Origin of the sequence: Cronobacter condimenti 1330 (assembly GCF_001277255.1) — a bacterium.
Taxonomy (GTDB): Bacteria; Pseudomonadota; Gammaproteobacteria; order Enterobacterales; family Enterobacteriaceae; genus Cronobacter; species Cronobacter condimenti.
This window is the reverse complement of the sequence record NZ_CP012264.1, coordinates 4,105,470-4,122,584: the sequence shown is the minus strand read 5'-3', so window position 1 is coordinate 4,122,584 and position 17,115 is coordinate 4,105,470. Positions and strand designations below refer to the sequence as shown.

15 protein-coding genes are annotated in these 17,115 nt (G+C 58.4%); 7 read left to right on the top strand and 8 right to left on the bottom strand.

Annotation, left to right across the window (positions count from 1 at the left end; all coding sequences use genetic code 11):
* Positions 1-48: 48 nt before the first annotated feature.
* Complete coding sequence (gene pitA / locus AFK62_RS18960; protein WP_007679263.1) at positions 49-1,551, bottom strand: inorganic phosphate transporter PitA; 1,503 nt, start codon at positions 1,549-1,551, stop codon at positions 49-51.
* A gap of 229 nt (positions 1,552-1,780) precedes the next feature.
* On the opposite strand from pitA, the gene AFK62_RS18955 reads away from it, so the two are divergent.
* Positions 1,781-2,971, top strand: a complete 1,191-nt coding sequence (locus tag AFK62_RS18955) for a BaiN/RdsA family NAD(P)/FAD-dependent oxidoreductase (RefSeq protein WP_007679261.1) — start codon at positions 1,781-1,783, stop codon at positions 2,969-2,971.
* Between the two features lie 6 nt (positions 2,972-2,977).
* Here AFK62_RS18955 and AFK62_RS21670 read toward each other — a convergent pair whose 3' ends face one another.
* Positions 2,978-4,378, bottom strand: coding sequence for an alpha,alpha-trehalose-phosphate synthase (UDP-forming) (locus AFK62_RS21670; RefSeq protein ID WP_032984817.1), 1,401 nt, complete (start codon positions 4,376-4,378; stop codon positions 2,978-2,980).
* 21 nt (positions 4,379-4,399) lie between these two features.
* Entirely contained in the window at positions 4,400-5,827 is a 1,428-nt protein-coding gene (locus AFK62_RS18945) for a glutamine synthetase family protein (RefSeq protein ID WP_007679256.1), read from the bottom strand.
* Between the two features lie 304 nt (positions 5,828-6,131).
* On the opposite strand from AFK62_RS18945, the gene AFK62_RS18940 reads away from it, so the two are divergent.
* Positions 6,132-6,638 carry an NlpC/P60 family protein gene (locus tag AFK62_RS18940; RefSeq protein WP_007679254.1) on the top strand — a complete coding sequence of 169 codons (507 nt, stop codon included), beginning with the start codon at positions 6,132-6,134 and terminating at the stop codon, positions 6,636-6,638.
* A gap of 5 nt (positions 6,639-6,643) precedes the next feature.
* Here the strand turns inward: AFK62_RS18940 and AFK62_RS18935 are convergent, their stop codons facing one another.
* Complete coding sequence (locus tag AFK62_RS18935; RefSeq protein ID WP_007679252.1) at positions 6,644-7,705, bottom strand: AI-2E family transporter; 1,062 nt, start codon at positions 7,703-7,705, stop codon at positions 6,644-6,646.
* A gap of 147 nt (positions 7,706-7,852) precedes the next feature.
* On the opposite strand from AFK62_RS18935, the gene AFK62_RS18930 reads away from it, so the two are divergent.
* Positions 7,853-9,043: an MFS transporter gene (locus AFK62_RS18930; RefSeq protein WP_007679250.1), complete on the top strand. Its 1,191-nt coding sequence runs from the start codon at positions 7,853-7,855 to the stop codon at positions 9,041-9,043.
* 37 nt (positions 9,044-9,080) lie between these two features.
* Here the strand turns inward: AFK62_RS18930 and AFK62_RS18925 are convergent, their stop codons facing one another.
* On the bottom strand, positions 9,081-9,638 hold the full coding sequence (locus AFK62_RS18925) for a DcrB family lipoprotein (RefSeq protein WP_007679249.1): 558 nt from the start codon (positions 9,636-9,638) through the stop codon (positions 9,081-9,083).
* Between the two features lie 73 nt (positions 9,639-9,711).
* A complete protein-coding gene (locus AFK62_RS18920) occupies positions 9,712-10,377 on the bottom strand; it encodes a 7-cyano-7-deazaguanine/7-aminomethyl-7-deazaguanine transporter (protein ID WP_007679248.1) in 666 nt (221 codons plus the stop codon).
* 206 nt (positions 10,378-10,583) lie between these two features.
* Between AFK62_RS18920 and tusA the strand changes: the two genes are divergently transcribed.
* The 4 genes from tusA to AFK62_RS18900 all read left to right on the top strand — a co-directional run bounded on the left by tusA (position 10,584) and on the right by AFK62_RS18900 (position 14,050).
* Complete coding sequence (tusA, locus tag AFK62_RS18915) at positions 10,584-10,826, top strand: sulfurtransferase TusA (protein WP_007679247.1); 243 nt, start codon at positions 10,584-10,586, stop codon at positions 10,824-10,826.
* Between the two features lie 384 nt (positions 10,827-11,210).
* Positions 11,211-12,194, top strand: coding sequence for a TRAP transporter substrate-binding protein (locus AFK62_RS18910; RefSeq protein ID WP_007679246.1), 984 nt, complete (start codon positions 11,211-11,213; stop codon positions 12,192-12,194).
* Between the two features lie 48 nt (positions 12,195-12,242).
* The gene (locus AFK62_RS18905; RefSeq protein WP_007679244.1) at positions 12,243-12,752 is read left to right on the top strand and encodes a TRAP transporter small permease; all 510 of its coding nucleotides are present in this window, start codon (positions 12,243-12,245) and stop codon (positions 12,750-12,752) included.
* An 11-nt stretch (positions 12,753-12,763) separates the two neighbouring features.
* Complete coding sequence (locus AFK62_RS18900; protein WP_007679242.1) at positions 12,764-14,050, top strand: TRAP transporter large permease; 1,287 nt, start codon at positions 12,764-12,766, stop codon at positions 14,048-14,050.
* 95 nt (positions 14,051-14,145) lie between these two features.
* Here the strand turns inward: AFK62_RS18900 and zntA are convergent, their stop codons facing one another.
* Positions 14,146-16,362 (bottom strand): Zn(II)/Cd(II)/Pb(II) translocating P-type ATPase ZntA, encoded by a 2,217-nt coding sequence (zntA, locus tag AFK62_RS18895; RefSeq protein ID WP_053532082.1) that lies wholly within the window; start codon positions 16,360-16,362, stop codon positions 14,146-14,148.
* Positions 16,363-16,462: 100 nt separating this feature from the next.
* Entirely contained in the window at positions 16,463-17,089 is a 627-nt protein-coding gene (locus tag AFK62_RS18890; protein ID WP_007679238.1) for a lysoplasmalogenase, read from the bottom strand.
* Between the last annotated feature and the right edge of the window lie 26 nt (positions 17,090-17,115).

Here is a 17,115-nt window from a genome sequence, read left to right as displayed (position 1 = left end):
AGCGGGTCAGTTACCTGACCCGCTTTTTTTACGCTCGTGCAAACGCGTTTACACGAAACGTAACGCTATCCAGTACAACACACCTGACAGCACGATTGACGCAGGCAGGGTGAAAACCCACGCCATCAGAATGCTGGTAACGGTTTTACGTTGCAAACCGCCGCCATCGACGAGCATCGTGCCCGCGACGGAAGAGGAGAGCACGTGCGTCGTGGAAACCGGCATACCGGTGTAGCTTGCAATACCGATAGAGACCGCCGCGGTCATCTGCGCTGACATGCCCTGCGCATAGGTCATGCCTTTCTTGCCGATTTTCTCGCCGATGGTGGTCGCCACGCGACGCCAGCCGATCATGGTGCCGACGCCCAGCGCCAGTGCTACCGCCATGATTATCCAGACTGGAGCATACTCAATAGTGCTGAGCATATCCGCCTTCAGGTTTTTCAGCAGACGCTGGTCGTCAGCGCTGGTCTCTTTCAGCTTCGCCACTTTATCGGTGGTGTCAGAGATGCAGAGCATAATGCGGCGCAGATGGCTGCGCTGATCAACGCTCAGCTTGTCGTAGCTGTCGATGTTATTAAGCATCGTTTTCGCGCGATCCAGCGCAAGAATGGCGCGGCTCGCGTCACAGTGAAACTCCTTCGGATTGCCCGTCGGGTTCACCTGATCCGGCGTCGGGATAACCGGGTCAACGCCCGCGACCTGACGCAGTGCGGCCGGATGCTGCTGGAAGTACGTTTCGACGTTATTGATAGCGTCGCGGGTGCGGGTGATGTCGTAGCCGGAGGCATTCATATTCACCACAAAACCGGCGGGCGCTACGCCAATCAGCACCAGCATGATAAGGCCGATGCCTTTCTGGCCGTCGTTCGCGCCGTGAGAGAAACTCACGCCAATGGCGGAGAGGATCAGCGCAATGCGGGTCCAGAAAGGCGGCTTTTTCTTGCCATCTTTCTTTTCACGCTCCGCAGGTGTCAGATGAATACGGGCGCGTTTTTTGGTGCTGCTCCAGTAGCGACGCAGCAAAAACACTAGCCCGCCTGCGAACACCAGACCGACTATCGGCGACACAATGAGGGAGCCGAAAATGTTCAGCACTTTCGGGATATTCAGCGCATCTACTACCGATGTGCCCGTCATCAGGGCGTTGGTCAGGCCAATCCCGATGATAGCGCCAATCAGCGTATGGGAGCTGGATGCTGGCAGACCGAGATACCAGGTGCCGAGGTTCCAGATGATAGCGGCCAGCAGCATGGAGAAAACCATCGCCAGGCCATGTGCGGAGCCTACGTTGAGCAACAGATCAGTCGGCAGCATATGCACAATCGCATAAGCCACGCTTAAGCCGCCAAGCAGAACACCGAGGAAGTTAAAGAGAGCCGCCATGGCCACCGCAAGTTGCGATCGCATAGCGCGTGTGTAGATAACGGTTGCGACTGCGTTTGCCGTATCATGGAAACCATTAATGGCTTCATAAAACAGTACAAATCCCAGAGCAAGCAATAGTAACAGGCCAGTGTGTAAATCCAGCCCGGCAAACAAATGTAGCATAGGACGTTACGCCATTTTGAGGACATGAACGCGGCGCATTATCTAAGACAACGGCGGCATGGGCAAAGTGAAATATAGACTTTTTTTAATTGTTGTCACCGAAGTGTCAATTTCACCTAAGAGATTATCTTTTAAATTCAATTTATTAGAATTTGTAACAGGGTTTTGTCTGGTGCGACCAGAGAGGAAACTTTACAATTCGCGGCCTTAACGGCAATGAGGAAGGGTTGTGGAACAGTTTGATGCCATCATCGTAGGGGCGGGCGCGGCAGGTTTATTCTGCGCAGCGCTGGCAGGACAGGCAGGGCGCCGGGTGTTAGTGCTGGATAACGGCAAAAAACCGGGGCGTAAAATCCTGATGTCCGGCGGCGGACGCTGCAATTTCACCAACCTTTACGTTGAGCCTGCCGCTTACCTCAGTGCCAACCCGCACTTTTGTAAATCGGCGCTGGCGCGCTACACCCAGTGGGATTTTATCGATCTGGTGGGCAAGCACGGCATCGCCTGGCATGAGAAAACCCTCGGGCAGCTTTTCTGCGATGAGTCAGCCGAGCAGATAGTCACGATGCTGATGGCGGAGTGTGAAAAAGGCGGCGTCACTGTGCGGCTACGCAGCGAAGTGCTGGCGATCGCGCGTGACGAGCATGGCTATACCCTGACGCTGAACGGCGCGGCGGTACAGACGCCAAAGCTCGTCATTGCCAGCGGCGGTCTGTCGATGCCAGGCCTTGGCGCGACGCCGTTCGGTTATAAAGTGGCGGAACAGTTCGGGCTGAACGTCTTGCCGACCCGCGCCGGGCTGGTGCCGTTTACGCTGCACAAACCGCTCCTTGAGCAGATCCAGACGCTTTCCGGCGTCGCGGTGCCTGCCGTTGTCACCGCTGATAACGGTACGGTCTTTCGCGAAAGCATTCTTTTTACCCACCGCGGGCTTTCCGGCCCGGCCATTTTGCAGATTTCCAGCTACTGGCAGCCCGGCGAATGGGTGACGGTCAACCTTCTGCCGGATATCGACGCGGGCGCGTTCATTGACGAGCAGCGCGCCGCGCATCCGAACCAAAGCCTGAAAAACACGCTGGCTATGCAACTGCCGAAACGGCTGGTGGAGTGCCTGCAAAGCCTGGGGCAAATCCCGGATGTCACGCTCAAACAGCTCAACAGCCGCCAGCAACAGGAATTGCTGGAGACGTTGCATGGCTGGCGCGTTCAGCCTAACGGCACCGAAGGCTACCGCACCGCGGAAGTCACGCTCGGCGGCGTGGATACGCACGAGCTCTCCTCCCGTACGATGGAGGCGCGTAAAGTGCCGGGGCTCTATTTTATTGGCGAAGTGGTGGACGTGACCGGCTGGCTTGGCGGCTACAACTTCCAGTGGGCATGGAGCTCTGCCTGGGCCTGCGCCCAGGCGCTCGCCGAATAACGCGTTTCAGTACAGGTTCTGTGGCGTAAAAATCCCGTACTGGCGCGGAAAGCGCAGCGTCGTGGAGGCGTAAGATTCGCCCCCCAGTGCATCAAGAAACGTGCTGGCCCACCACTGATTATCATACTGACGCACCTGCGTGAGCAGCGCCGCGTGGCGCTGTTTGCGCTCCGCAAGCGGCATCGCAAGTGCCGAGTGCAACGCCTCGCTCAGCTCATACGCGTCATAGGGATTCACGACCATTGCGCCTTTTAGCTGCTCTGCTGTGCCGGTGCAGTGCGACAAAATGAGCACGCCCGGATCGGCGGCATTCTGCGCCAGCACATACGCTTTGGCACTCAGGCTGACGCCTTCCGACAGCGGTGTAAAAAGGCCCACGCTGGCGCTGGCGTAAATCTCGCCGATGGCGCGCCGGTTTAGCGCGTCGTTATGCAGATAATTCACCGGAAACCAGCAGAGATCGCCAAACGCGCCGTTCACCTCGCTGCAAAAGCGCGCCAGCTGCTGCTCGAGCCGCGGCGAAAAATGCGGGTACTCTTTGGCCGGGTCGCTTATCTGTAGCAGCGTCACGTCGCGCAGGTACTGTGGATGGTTATTCAATAGCGTACGCATGGCGTCGATGCGGTAATGGATGCCGCTGATGTCGTTTATCACATCATCGCTGACGATAAGCTTGCGCGGGTAGCGTTCGCCGTGCGTGCCGGGCAGCGTTGCGCGGCGCGGCGTCGCCACACCGCAGGGAAATACGCCAACGTTAATAATGTGTCCGTTAACCCGAAGCGTGGTCGCGGAAAGCCGCTCCGTGCGGTAATGGCGCATCACGCAGAGCAGAAAATGATTCACGTCGCTGCCGGACTGAAACCCAATCAGATCGTAGAAAAAGAGCGAGCGCATCAGCCAGTCGTGCTCCGGCAGCGTGCGGAACACGTCGCCTGGCGGAAACGGCTGATGTAAAAAGAAACCACATGGATTCAGTAACCCCGCTTCCTTCAGGCAGCGCCCGAGCGGGATCAGGTGATAATCCTGCACCCACACCACGTCATCCGGGCAGATCCCATCAGTTGCTATTTCCGCCACGGCCTCGTTCCAGGCTTTATAGGCACAGAACGCGGTTTTCGGGTGCGTCGCGAGATCGGGCCGGTTATGAAATACCGGCCACAGCGCCTGATGCACATAGCCGTGATAGTAATCGGCGTGTTCCGCAGGCGACATGTTCCAGCGCTGGCGCGTGTAGCCGGCGGTCTCCCGCACCGTGATACGGCGTGGCTCACCGTCAGGGCCGACCGCGCCGCTCCACCCCATCCACAGGCCGCCACGCCTGCGCATAATATCGTGCAGGGCTTCGGCCTGGGCATCGGCGCCGTGTGGTACGCCGCAGCGGCTGGAGATCATAACTAAGCGAGACATGGCTCACCTCTTTTAACGTGATTAATGGTGATGCACGCGTTTTTCCGCGTCAGTGACTTCGCTTTCAAACCGGGCCAGCTCCTGGTGTTTGCAGGCAAGCCACGCGTCGCTGAACGGCGTACCCAGTTGCGCCCGTAGCCAGTCGGCCTCCTGAAAACATGCCAGCGCATCCGGCCAGAAGAGCGGCAGCGCGGGTAACTCTTTCTTCGCCCCGGCCTGCGGCAGCGGCAGCGGGTGATCAAGCCCGTACAGAATGCCTGCCAGCATGACCGCCGCCACGAGATACGGGTTGGCGTCGGCGCTCGCGAGCCGGTATTCGATCCGCTGACCCGCAGCATCGGCGCAGGGCAGACGCAGCGCCGCTGAACGGTCGTTATAGCCCCAGGAGGAAAACAGCGGCTCGTTCAGGTTTTTGCGAAGCCGCCGGAACGCGTTCGCGCCGGGCGCAACCAGCGCGACACTTGCGGGCATCAGCGCCAGCAGGCCGCTCAGACTGCGGCGCATCATGACGTTCGGGCACCCCGCCTCGCTTGCGAAAAGATTGCTGCCCTGCGGGTCGTTCAGGCTTACGTGAAAATGCAGGCCGCTGCCTGCGAGCGAAGCGCGCGGTTTCGCCATAAAGCTGGCGTGGTAGCCCTGTTTTTCCGCCACCTGATGAACCAGCCGCCGGGCCGCCAGTACCTGATCGCACATCGCCACCACGCGCCCGGTATGGCGGAAATTCAGTTCGAACTGGCCGGCGTCGGCCTCGGCCACGATGCCGCACAGCGGCAGGCCCTGCCGGCGCGCCTCGGCATCCATTGCCTCCAGCAGCGCGTTGTCACGATCGGGCATGTCGATATCAAAACAGCGTGATGTCGGCGGCGCGCCGTCTACGGCCTGCAGATAAAATTCCACTTCCGGCGCCATCACCGGGTACAACCCACGGGCGTGAAACCGTGCCAGCAGCCGCTCCAGCACCACGCGCGGCTCAAGCGTGCAGCCTGTGCCGTCGGGGTTTTGCATCGAGAGCAGCACCTGCGCATGATGCTGCGGATCGCTGGCACATGGGCGCAGCGTGCCGCTTATCGGCAGGCAGAGGCGGTCAGGCTCGCTGTGCGCCACCGCCGCGGGCGTCACCTGGCCTTCTGCATCCATGTGGTAAACCGAGAGCGGGAAGTAACAGCCATCGGCGAGCGAAAGCAGGGTTTCTACGCTCAAGCGTTTACCCCGACGGCAGCCGTTCAGATCGTACAGGCAGATGTCGACATACCGGGTGTGCGGGTACTCCCGCAGATAGGCTTGCGCCTCCTGGCGAAAGCGCGACTGAACAGGCTGCGGCGTGCCCGCCAGCATCCAGGTATTGAGCAACGTGGAGAACATAATCGGTTCCTGACCGGAGGAGACAGCATCTGATGCTGCTGTCGGGTTGCGGTGTTTAAACCAGGGAGTCAGTGCAAAGGAAAACATACGTTACGCTTCTTCAGAGCCGCGTGGGCGATGGTCAAAGGCTAGCGTTTTACGTGGCGGGCTGGCGTAAAAATCCCGTAAAAAGAAAGGCCTGGCGCGTAAAAATCGCGTTTATTCCTTGCGGGATGAACGGGTTACGCCAGCGTGCGAAAGTCAAATGAAAGCGGAGTAAAAAACGAATGTAGCGAGAGTTGATACCCTGGTTTATCGCCAGTCGTTAACGTGTCGCCCCGTACGATGAAGCCTCGATGGAACACACTTCAGGCCAGGTAAGGCGTGGCTACACCCAACGATAGTGATTGTGATGCGTTTTTTACTGATGATGTTTTATTTGACCTTTTTGCTCTCCACGCAGGCGTTTAGCGCGGCACTGCCGCCGCTTCGGCATTCCCCGGATGCCAGTGCGCCGGTTGCACACCGCCTCATCCACCCGTCGCGGCGGCCATGGATAAAACGCACGCTGCTGAACCGCTACGCGGGCTGGAAAGGTACCCGCTACCATCTGGGCGGTACGACGCATCGCGGCGTCGATTGTTCAGCGTTAATGCAGCATTTGTTTGCCGAATCGGCGAGCGTCGCGCTGCCGCGCACGACTGGCGAGCAGCTACAGGAAGGCAAAGCGGTACGAAAAGCGGCGCTGCAGCCGGGCGACTTAGTCTTTTTCAACACCGGCCCGCGTCAGCGCCATGTGGGCGTTTACATCGGTGACGACCAGTTTATCCACGCCTCGAAAGAAAAAGGCGTGACCATTTCCAGCCTGAGCAACCGCTACTGGCGCGCCCGTTATCTCGCCGCGCGCCGTGTGGTGTAAGAGCGCTACCCAGGCAACCGGGTTTTTGGACGGCCGGGGCCGAGCAGGACAGCGATTTTGCTGCCGCCGTGGGTGGTTTCCATCCAGATCTTACAGACGCTGGTCAGCGGCACCGAGAGCAACATGCCCACCGGCCCCAGCAGCCATCCCCAGAACAGCAGCGAGAGGAAGACCACCATAGTGGACATGCCGAGGCGATGGCCCATCATGCGCGGTTCGACAATATTCCCGAGGATCATGTGCACGAGCAGGAACAACAGGCCCACCATGCACACCTCATAAACCCCGTTGAACAGTAGCGCCTGAATCATGGGCGGAATGGCGGAAAGCACCGCGCCGATATTGGGAATGTAATTCAACAGGAAACCAAGCACGCCCCACATGAGCGCAAACTGGATGTCGAGCAGCGTCAGGCCGAGCCAGATAATCACGCCCGTCCAGAGACTGATGAGCGTTTTGAGCGCCAGATAGTGGCTGACGCCTTTTAACGCGCGGTGCAGCCCGGCGATATGCAACTGCGGATTTGAGAGCGCGAAACGCAGCTTATAGGGCACATGGCGCACTTCAAAAAGCATGAAAACAACCGTCATCACCAGCAGCACAATGCTCGCCATCGCGCCGGAAAGCTGCGTCATGAGCGTGGTGGCAAAGGTCATCATTTTGTCGGAGTCCATACGCTGCAACATGCGCTCCGGTGACAAATGCAGGTGCATAAACGGCACCATTTCTTGCAAATACAGCACCTTTCGCGTCAGTTCCTTATTGTATTTGGGCATTAACGCGATGAATTCATTAAACGACGCGGCCAGGACGCCAAGCAGTAGCGTCAGGCCAATCAGCATCACAAATACGACAATAGTGATGGCGAGCGGACGACGAAAACCCCGGCGCATAAACCAGGTGACCAGCGGATTGAGGACGATAGCGAAAAACAGCGCCAGCAGCAGCGGCACAATCATCTCAGCGGAGGCGTGGATCCCGGCGAGAATAATCACCAGCGCCGCCAGCTTTTGCAGCATGTGCAGGCCGACTTTTTCTTGTTGTTTAGGACGTTGTGGACCAATCATAGCCAATTCCTTTTATGAGGGCTTTCTTAGTGTAGTGCGCAACCGGCATTGCATTGCAGAGAGGTAGTCTGAAAGCCAGGGGTTTTCGTCGAAGGAAATTTCAGGTTTATACTGACGCTACCGCTGTTGCTGAAAAAGTGAAATGTCATGCCGGATGTCTGCGCCGAACCCGCATTAAGCGGCTTACGGCTGAATTTGAAAATCGTCTCCATCGTTATCTTTAACTTCGCCACCTTTCTGACCATTGGCCTGCCGCTGGCCGTGCTGCCAGGCTATGTCCATGATGTGATGGGGTTTAGCCCCTTCTGGGCAGGGTTGGTTATTAGCCTGCAATACATCGCCACACTGATAAGTCGTCCTCATGCCGGGCGTTACGCCGATGTGTGGGGCCCTAAAACGGTCGTTATTGTCGGGATGTTTGGCTGCCTGCTGAGCGGCGCGAGTTACTTTCTGGCGTGGTGGGGCGGCGGCTGGCCGCTGGTGTCGCTGGCGCTGTTGTGTCTGGGACGCGTGGTGCTGGGCTTTGGCCAGAGCTGCGCAGGCACCGGTTCGACGCTCTGGGGCGTTGGCGTGGTCGGTTCGGCGCATATCGGTAAAGTTATCTCCTGGAACGGCGTCGTCACTTACGGTGCGATGGCCGTTGGGGCGCCGCTCGGCGCGTTGTTCTACCGGCTGGGCGGGTTGCCGCTGGTGGCTGGCGTCATTATGGGCGTCGCGCTGCTTGGCATTGTGTTAGCGCTGCCGCGTCCGGCGGTGAAAGCCAGTAAAGGCAAGCCGCTGCCGTTTCGTGCGGTACTGGGTAAAGTCTGGCCGTTCGGGATGGCGCTGGCGCTCACCACCTCCGGTTTTGGTGTTATTGCCACGTTTATTACGCTCTTCTATCAGGCGAAAGGCTGGGACGGCGCAGCCTTCGCACTCACGCTTTTTAGCGGCGCGTTCGTCGGCACGCGGCTTTTGTTTCCGAATGCGATTAACCGGCTGGGCGGTATTAACGTGACGCTTATCTGCGGCGTGGTGGAAACGATTGGGCTGTTGATGGTTGGGCTGGCGGTCGATCCGTGGATGGCGAAAGCGGGGACGTTCCTCGCGGGCGCAGGCTTTTCGCTGGTGTTCCCGGCGCTTGGCGTGGTGGCCGTGAAAGCCGTACCGCAGAGTAATCAGGGCGCGGCGCTCGCCACCTATACCTTGTTTATGGATTTATCGCTCGGGATAACCGGACCGGCGGCGGGCGTGCTGATGGCCTGGGCGGGCGTGCCGGCGATTTACCTCGCGGCGGCGGGGCTGGTGATGCTTGCCATTTTGCTGAGCGTGCAGTTAAAAAAACGGCCCGCCCCGTAAAGGGGAGGCCGTAGCGGCGTCACGCTTTGCGCGCAGATTACTTCACAACAATCGTGTTAATGATGTTTTCTGCGGTGCTTTGCGCCTGCTGCTGGTTATCCGCCGGCAGCGTGATTTGCATTGTCAGCAGCTGATCATCAACATTGCCGAGCACCACAGAGGAGTAAGCCGTCTGGCCTTTCGCAGAGATGATGGTGTCGAGCTGTTGCATCTTCTGGCCTTTGATTTCAATAGTTTTGTTGGTAACAACCTGTAGCTGCGGGTCACGGGCGCGCTGCTGATCTTCAAGACGCTTCGCCAGTACGTCCAGCGACTCCTGGCTTTTCTGGCCAACAATCACGATAACCGCTTTCTGGCCAGTGGCGTCAGAATAGACGTGCATGTTGTTCGCTTGTGTTCCCACTTTGCCGCTCTGATCGGTCATATCGGCGGGCAGAGAGAAGCTCAGTTTACCGTCCAGCAGGCTGACCGGCTGACCGGCGGCTTCGCTCTGTGAGGCGCCGCCGCTGGCTGGCGCGTTGCTTTCTTTGTTGTCGCAGGCGGCAAGCCCCATTACCAGCAGGCCAATACCGACATATTTCACCAGATTGCGCATTCACTTCTTCCTTTACAAGAAACGGTCATCACGACCCATCCCTGCATCTTAACACAAGAAATTCGGTGTACCTTTACCCGCGCTGCAGCACGCGGAAATCGGATTTATCCGCCAGCTTTTTCAACAGCATATTCAGCAGCACGCCGTACATCGGCAGGAAGAAAATAAGGCTGATGAGCACCTTGAAGGCGTAGTCCACCATCGCGATTTCCATCCAGTGTTCAGCCATGAACGGATCCGGGCTACGCCAGAATGCGATAAAGAAAAATGACAGCGTATCGCTGACGTTACCGAGCAGCAGCGACGCGCCGGGCGCGAGCCACCAGCGCGGGCTCTGACGCAGACGATTAAACACATGCACGTCGAGAATTTGCCCCAGCGCATACGCCATAAAGCTCGCGGTCGCGATGCGCGCGACAAAGAGGTTGAAATGCGTCAGCGCGCCGGCCCCTTGCCAGCTGCCCATGTAAAACAGCGAGGAAATGACGTAGGAGACCAGCAGCGCAGGCACCATCACGGCGAAAATAATCCGTCGGGCCAGTGGCGCGCCGAAAATACGCACAGTCAGATCGGTGGCGAGGAAAATAAACGGAAAGCTAAACGCGCCCCACGTGGTGTGAAAACCAAAAATGGAGACCGGCAGCTGGACCAGATAGTTGCTGGAGGTGATCACCAGCAAATGAAACAACGAAAGCCAGACGAGCGCATGGCGGCGCTGACCAGAAGTAAAGGGCGTCATAATGTGACCTTTTTGTTAGTTGGGGTGAGGGAACCCAGTTCATCTTCATGCTAAGGCAGACGCAGCGCGTTTGCGCAAAAGCCGCCGCATGATACTGCTTTGTTTCGTCAATGCAATGGTTAATTTTAACGCAATCGTTCACATAAGTTGCGTCGTGCAAATCGGGGGGTAAACTAAGGCGGTTTTTTTACTACACCGAGAAAAGCATGACCGATCTGTTCGCCAACCCAGACCACACCCTTGACGCCCTCGGGCTGCGCTGCCCTGAGCCAGTGATGATGGTGCGTAAAACCGTGCGCCATATGCAGTCTGGCGAAACGCTTTTGATCGTGGCCGACGATCCGGCGACCACGCGCGATATTCCTGGCTTCTGCCGGTTTATGGAGCATGAACTTGTGGCCTCGCACACCGACACGGTGCCGTATCGCTACTTGCTGCGTAAGGGATAAAGGTATCGTACCTCAGACGACCACCGAATCCTGCCACCGCGTTTCGTCTTTGCCCTTTTCCTCGCCTCGTTTCGCATCTCATTTCAACGGTTTGTTAGCCTGAGCAGGCTGTGAGATGCGTTATCTTCTTCGCTCACCGCGTTGACATGCCAGAACAGCCAATCGTCGCTGTCATCGCTTAACGATTTATAAAAGTGGCATGGCGGCAGCGCGCCACAACGCAGCTTTCTGAACCTGCGTCACATTCTTTTTAAACCTTCGTTTCAGAGTTGTTGCTTTTGTGAGGCGCTTCACCCCGGCATGGCAAGGCGTCGGCTAATTTATAACCGTCAAATCAAAACACCGTTTTATAACTAGCCTGTCTATACCTTCTGGAGCGACCCGATGAAAAAGCGATTTATGCCGGCGCTTGCCGGTTTTTGCCTGTCCACCGCGTCACTGCTGTTTGCGCCCGCTCTTCACGCGCAAGTGATTAAAGCGGCTGATGTTCACCCCCAGGGATATCCGAACGTCGTCGCCGTGCAAAACATGGGTGAAAAGCTAAAACAACAAACCAATGGCGACCTGGAAATCAAAGTGTTTCCGGGCGGCGTGCTGGGCGATGAGAAGCAGATGATCGAGCAGGCGCAGATGGGCGCTATCGATATCATTCGCGTCTCAATGGCACCCGTCGCGGCCATTTTGCCGGAGATTGAGGTCTTTACGCTGCCGTATGTCTTTCGCGATGAAGACCATATGCACAAGGTCATTGATGGCGATATCGGTAAACAGATTGGCGATAACCTCACCAAAAACCCGAAATCACGGCTGGTCTTTTTAGGCTGGATGGATTCCGGCACCCGCAACTTAATCACTAAAAATCCCGTCATTAAGCCAGAAGATTTACAGGGTATGAAAATCCGCGTGCAGGGCAGTCCTGTCGCGATCGGGACGCTAAAAGCCATGGGCGCGAACGCGGTTGCGATGGGCGTGAGCGAGGTCTACAGCGGTCTGCAAACGGGTGTGATTGACGGCGCGGAAAACAACCCGCCGACCTATATCGCCCATAACTACATGCCGGTTGCGAAAAACTACACCCTGAGCGGCCACTTTATCATCCCCGAAATGCTCCTTTACTCGAAAGTGAAGTGGGACAAACTCAAACCTGAACAACAGCAGAAAATCCTGACGCTTGCCCACGAAGCGCAGATGGAACAACGCGAACTCTGGAACGCCTATAACAAGCAGGCGCTGGACAAAATGAAAGCCGGCGGCGTGCAGTTCCATGAGATTGATAAAGCCTATTTCGTCAAAGCCACGGAACCGGTGCGCGAGCAGTACGGCGCGAAACATCAGGAACTGATGAAAGCGATCGCTGACGTCAAATGATCCCTCGCGCCGGGCTTGTCCCGGCGCCTTATCCTCTGCGGAGTGTTTATGTCCCGATTCTTTGTGGTCTGGATGGATCGCCTGTACCTGCTCTCCATGATGGTGGCCGGGTTTGCGTTGCTGATTATGACGACCGTGATCCCCATTGGCATTTTCTCACGCTATGTGCTCAACCGTGGTGAATCCTGGCCTGAGCCGGTCGCGATTATCTGCATGGTGACGTTTACTTTCATCGGGGCGGCGGTGGGCTACCGCGCAGGCTCGCACATCGCGGTAAATATGCTTACCGATCGCCTGCCTGCCTTCGCACAACGCGTTTGCGCGCGCATTGTTGATCTGCTGATGCTGTTGATTTCGCTGGTGATGTTTTACTACAGCGCTCTGCTATGCATGGAGCTGTGGGAGCAGCCCGTCGCGGAATTCCCGGTAATGACCTCTGGAGAAACCTATCTGCCGCTGCCCATCGGCTCGGCGGTAATGATTCTGTTCGTGATTGAACGGCTGCTGTTTGGTTCTCAGGAGAACCGTCCGGTAGTGCTGATTGGCAACCATAGCTGACGGGGAACACCATGGACGCTTTTATTTTACTTGCCACGCTGGCGGTTTTGCTGGCGCTGGGGATGCCGGTCGCGTTTGCGGTGGGCCTGAGCGCCGTTGTCGGCGCGCTCTGGATTGACCTGCCGCTGGAGGCGTTAATGATCCAGATAACCAGCGGCGTGAATAAATTTACGCTGCTGGCGATCCCGTTTTTTATCCTGGCGGGCGCGATTATGGCCGAAGGCGGCATCGCCCGACGGCTGGTGAACTTCGCCTATCTGTTTGTGGGCTTTATTCGCGGCGGGCTGTCGCTGGTGAATATCGTCGCCTCGACGTTTTTCGGCGCGATTTCCGGCTCATCGGTGGCGGATACCGCCTCTATCGGCAGCGTGATGATCCCGGAGATGGAAAAGAAGGGCTACCCGCGCGAATACGCGGCGGCGGTGACGGCAAGCGGTTCGGTGCAGGCGATCCTTATCCCGCCCAGCCATAACTCGGTCATCTACTCGCTGGCGGCGGGGGGGACGGTGTCGATAGCCACGCTGTTTGTCGCAGGCGTCTTACCTGGGCTGCTGCTGGGGCTAAGCCTGATGACGCTTTGCATTGTTTTTGCGCGGCGTCGCGGCTATCCAAAGGGTGAGCGCATCCCGTTTAAGCAGGCGGTGAAGATTTTTGTCGATGCGCTGTGGGGGCTGATGACGGTAGTCATTATCCTGGGCGGTATTCTGACCGGCGTATTCACCGCCACGGAATCCGCTGCGGTGGCGTGCCTGTGGGCGTTCTTCGTGACGATGTTTATCTATCGTGATTACAAATGGAACGAGCTGCCGAAGCTGATGTTCCGCACCGTGAAAACGGTAACGATTGTGATGATCCTCATCGGCTTTGCGGCAGCATTCGGCGCGGTGATGACTTACATGCAGTTGCCGACGCGCATCACCGAGTTCTTCACGACGCTTTCGGATAACAAATACGTCATTCTGATTTATCTCAATATCATGCTGCTGATTATCGGCACGCTGATGGACATGGCGCCGATCATTTTGATCCTGACGCCGGTACTGCTGCCGGTGACCAACCAGCTTGGCATCGATCCCGTGCATTTCGGGATGATCATGATGGTGAACCTCGGGATCGGGCTGATTACGCCGCCGGTGGGTTCGGTGCTGTTTGTCGCAAGCGCAGTGAGCAAGCAGAATATCGAAAGCGTGGTGCGCGCCATGCTGCCGTTTTATAGCGTGCTGGTGATTGTGCTGTTGATAGTGACCTATATTCCGGCGATTTCGCTCTGGTTGCCGCGCGTGCTGGGGATGATGTAAGAGTGAGCGGGTAAGGCTGCCTTACCCGCTCAACGGATACTCTCGATGGGTTTAGTCCGGTGGGTAAGCGCAACGCCACCCACCGTGTTCCGCTGTCAGCCGCGTTGACGCAACAGCCTTAACGCATTGGCGGTCACCAGCACCGTGGCACCCGTGTCAGCCAGTACGGCCAGCCACAGGCCGGTCAGCCCAAGGAGCGTCGTCACAAGGAAAATCGCTTTCAACCCGAGCGCGATGGCAATGTTCTGGCGAATGTTGCGATGCGTGGCGCGGGCAAGTGCGATCATTCCGGGCAGCGCCATAAGACGGTTATGCGTCAGCGCTGCGTCGGCGGCTTCCAGCGCCACGTCGGTGCCGCTGCCCATCGCAATGCCTATCGTCGCGGCTTTCATTGCCGGGGCGTCATTGATGCCATCACCCACAATCGCCAGCGGCGCGCGCGCATTGAGCGCATTCACTGCCTCGACTTTATCGGCAGGTAGTAGCCCGGCGCGATAATCCATGCCAAGCTCTTTTGCGATAGCCGCTGCCGCGCGCGGGTTATCGCCGGTCAGCATGATGCTTTGAATGCCGAGGGCGCGTAATTTTTCCACCGCGTCGCGCGCGTCGGCACGCTGTGTATCGCGCAGCGCCAGGGTGCCGAGAAGCTGATCGCTTGCGGTCACCACAATGACCGTCTGCCCCTGTGCCTCTTGCTCGCGGATGCGCTGTTGCCACGTTTCCGGTAGGTCAATCGATACTTTATCCGGCGCGCTGATGCGCAGCAGCCGGCCCTGTACCTGCGCCTCGACACCTGCGCCTGCCAGCGTGCGTTGCGCCTCGGCCTTAAGACTCGCCACGCCGCGTTCACGCGCCTCCCGCATCACGGCCTGTGCCAGCGGATGCGTGCTGCCCTGCTCAACGGCCGCGGCGAATGCCAGCAGCGCCTCGGCTTCCAGCCCATCGACCGGGTCGACTGCCGTCACCTGCGGCGTACCGGCGGTCAGCGTCCCGGTTTTATCGAAGGCGATCTGTTCGACGCGCCCGAGCGCTTCCAGCGCCGCGCCGCCTTTGATAAGCGCGCCAAAACGCGTGGCGGCGGCAAGGCCTGAGGTAATCGCTGCGGGCGTCGAAATCACCAGCGCGCAAGGGCAGCCAATCAGCAGCAACGCCAGCGCTTTGTAAACCCACGGCAGCCAGGGTGCAGCAAACAGCAGCGGTGGGATAAGCGCGGTCAGGAGCGCTGCCGCCATAATGGCCGGGGTATACAGGCGGCTGAAGCGATCGATAAAGCGCTCAATTGGCGCGCGCTTCGCCTCAGCCTCTTCAATCAGATGCAGAATACGGTCAATGGCGCTTTCGCCGGGACGCGACGTCACTTCCAGCGAGACCAGACGATCAACGCTGGTGGCGCCCGCCGGGATTTTATCGCCAGGCTGATGTTCAACAGGCAGCGATTCGCCCGTCAGCGCGCTCTCATCAAAACTGGCGGTCGCGGCGAGCAGTTTACCGTCTGCCGGGAGCCGCCCGCCTGCGGCCACTTCAATCACATCACCGGGTTGCAGCGTGCTAATGGCGACAGTTTCCCGCGCGCCGCTACGCAGGCGCACCGCGGTTTCGGGGCGTAGCGCCACCAGCGCGCTCACGCCGCTGCGTGCGCGGTTCGCCGCCCAGCCTTCGAGACGCTCGCCGATTAAATAAAGCAACAGCACCATCGCGGCTTCTTCACTGGCCCCAATGATCAGCGCGCCGGTCGCGGCCACGCTCATTAGTGTTTCAATCGCGAACGGGTTGCCGCTGCGGGTCAGCCGCCATGCCTGACGGACGACCGGAAACAGCCCGACCAGCGTCGTGACGATAAACGCCACGCGGCCCGCAACCGGGTGCGCCTGCTCCAGCGCCCAGCTCAGCGCCATCAAAACCGCGATGACGATAATCGGCAGATTTTCACGCCAGCCTGACGTGGGCTCTGGCGCCGCGGCGTGAGCGTCGCGAAGCGTATAACCGGCACCGCGCACCGCGGCCTCAATGGCTTCGCGTTGCGAAACCGGCGCGTCGACGACCAGTTTTTCGGTCGCGAACAGCACCTGCACGTGGCGCACTTCTGGCACCTGACGCACCGCGTTTTCTACTTTTCGGGCGCAGGCGGCGCAGTCCATGCCCGCTACCTGCCAGCTCAGCGCGCCCTGGGTTTCTGTGACGGGCGGCGGTGTGGCGCAGGCGCCGTCGGTGCAGCAGGACGGTTCACTGGCAATGTCTTTTCGCGGGGCAGGCGTCAGCGTCATTCTGGCGAACTGCGGGGTCGCGCGGGGTTTTTCAGAAGGTTGGCTCATGGCGCCTCCGGCAATGATAATTTTCTCATTACCGGAGCTTACACTCTGGAGTCGACTCCAGAGTCAAGGGAATTATGGGCGGCATTTCACCGCCCCGGTTTTACAGGTACAGCGAGCGGACAATCATAAAGTGGCCCGCAAAATAGCAGGCGGCAGCAATAGCGCTGTCTGCAGTAAAGCGCTTACGGTAGTGGCTGCCGAGCCAGACGATGGCGTTCAACAGCAGCAGCACGGCACCCACGAAGCCTGAGAAACTGGTGTCGGTCGGGCGGAAGAAATAGAGCTCGCCTGCGAGCCAGACCATGACCAGCGTCATGCCGATATAGGTGCAGATGGGCCAGCGCAGGTCACCAAGACGGGTCCAGATAGTCGCGATAAGCGCCACGCCAATGACCAGCAGCACCAGCGGCAGCGGCCAGAAAAACGACAGTGTCATCTGGCTTGCAAACCAGACGGTGTAAAGCAGATGCGACAGGAAGAACGCGCCGAAAGCATAGAGCAACTGCTGGCGCGGCAGTAGCGTCAGCGCGTCGCCTGCGAGGGTCGCCACCAGGCCTGCCAGCACCAGGTAGCCCGTCGGGCTTGCGAGCGGGGCCTGCCAGCCCAGCAGCAGCAGCAACAGCAGCGTTAACGGTTTAAACACCCAGCGTTGCCAGGTCGCGCCGCGGTAAGACGCATCGACATACAGCCAACCGGATAAAAAGACAGCAATAAACGACCAAAGCATGATAAGTCCCTGATTCAGTTATTGTA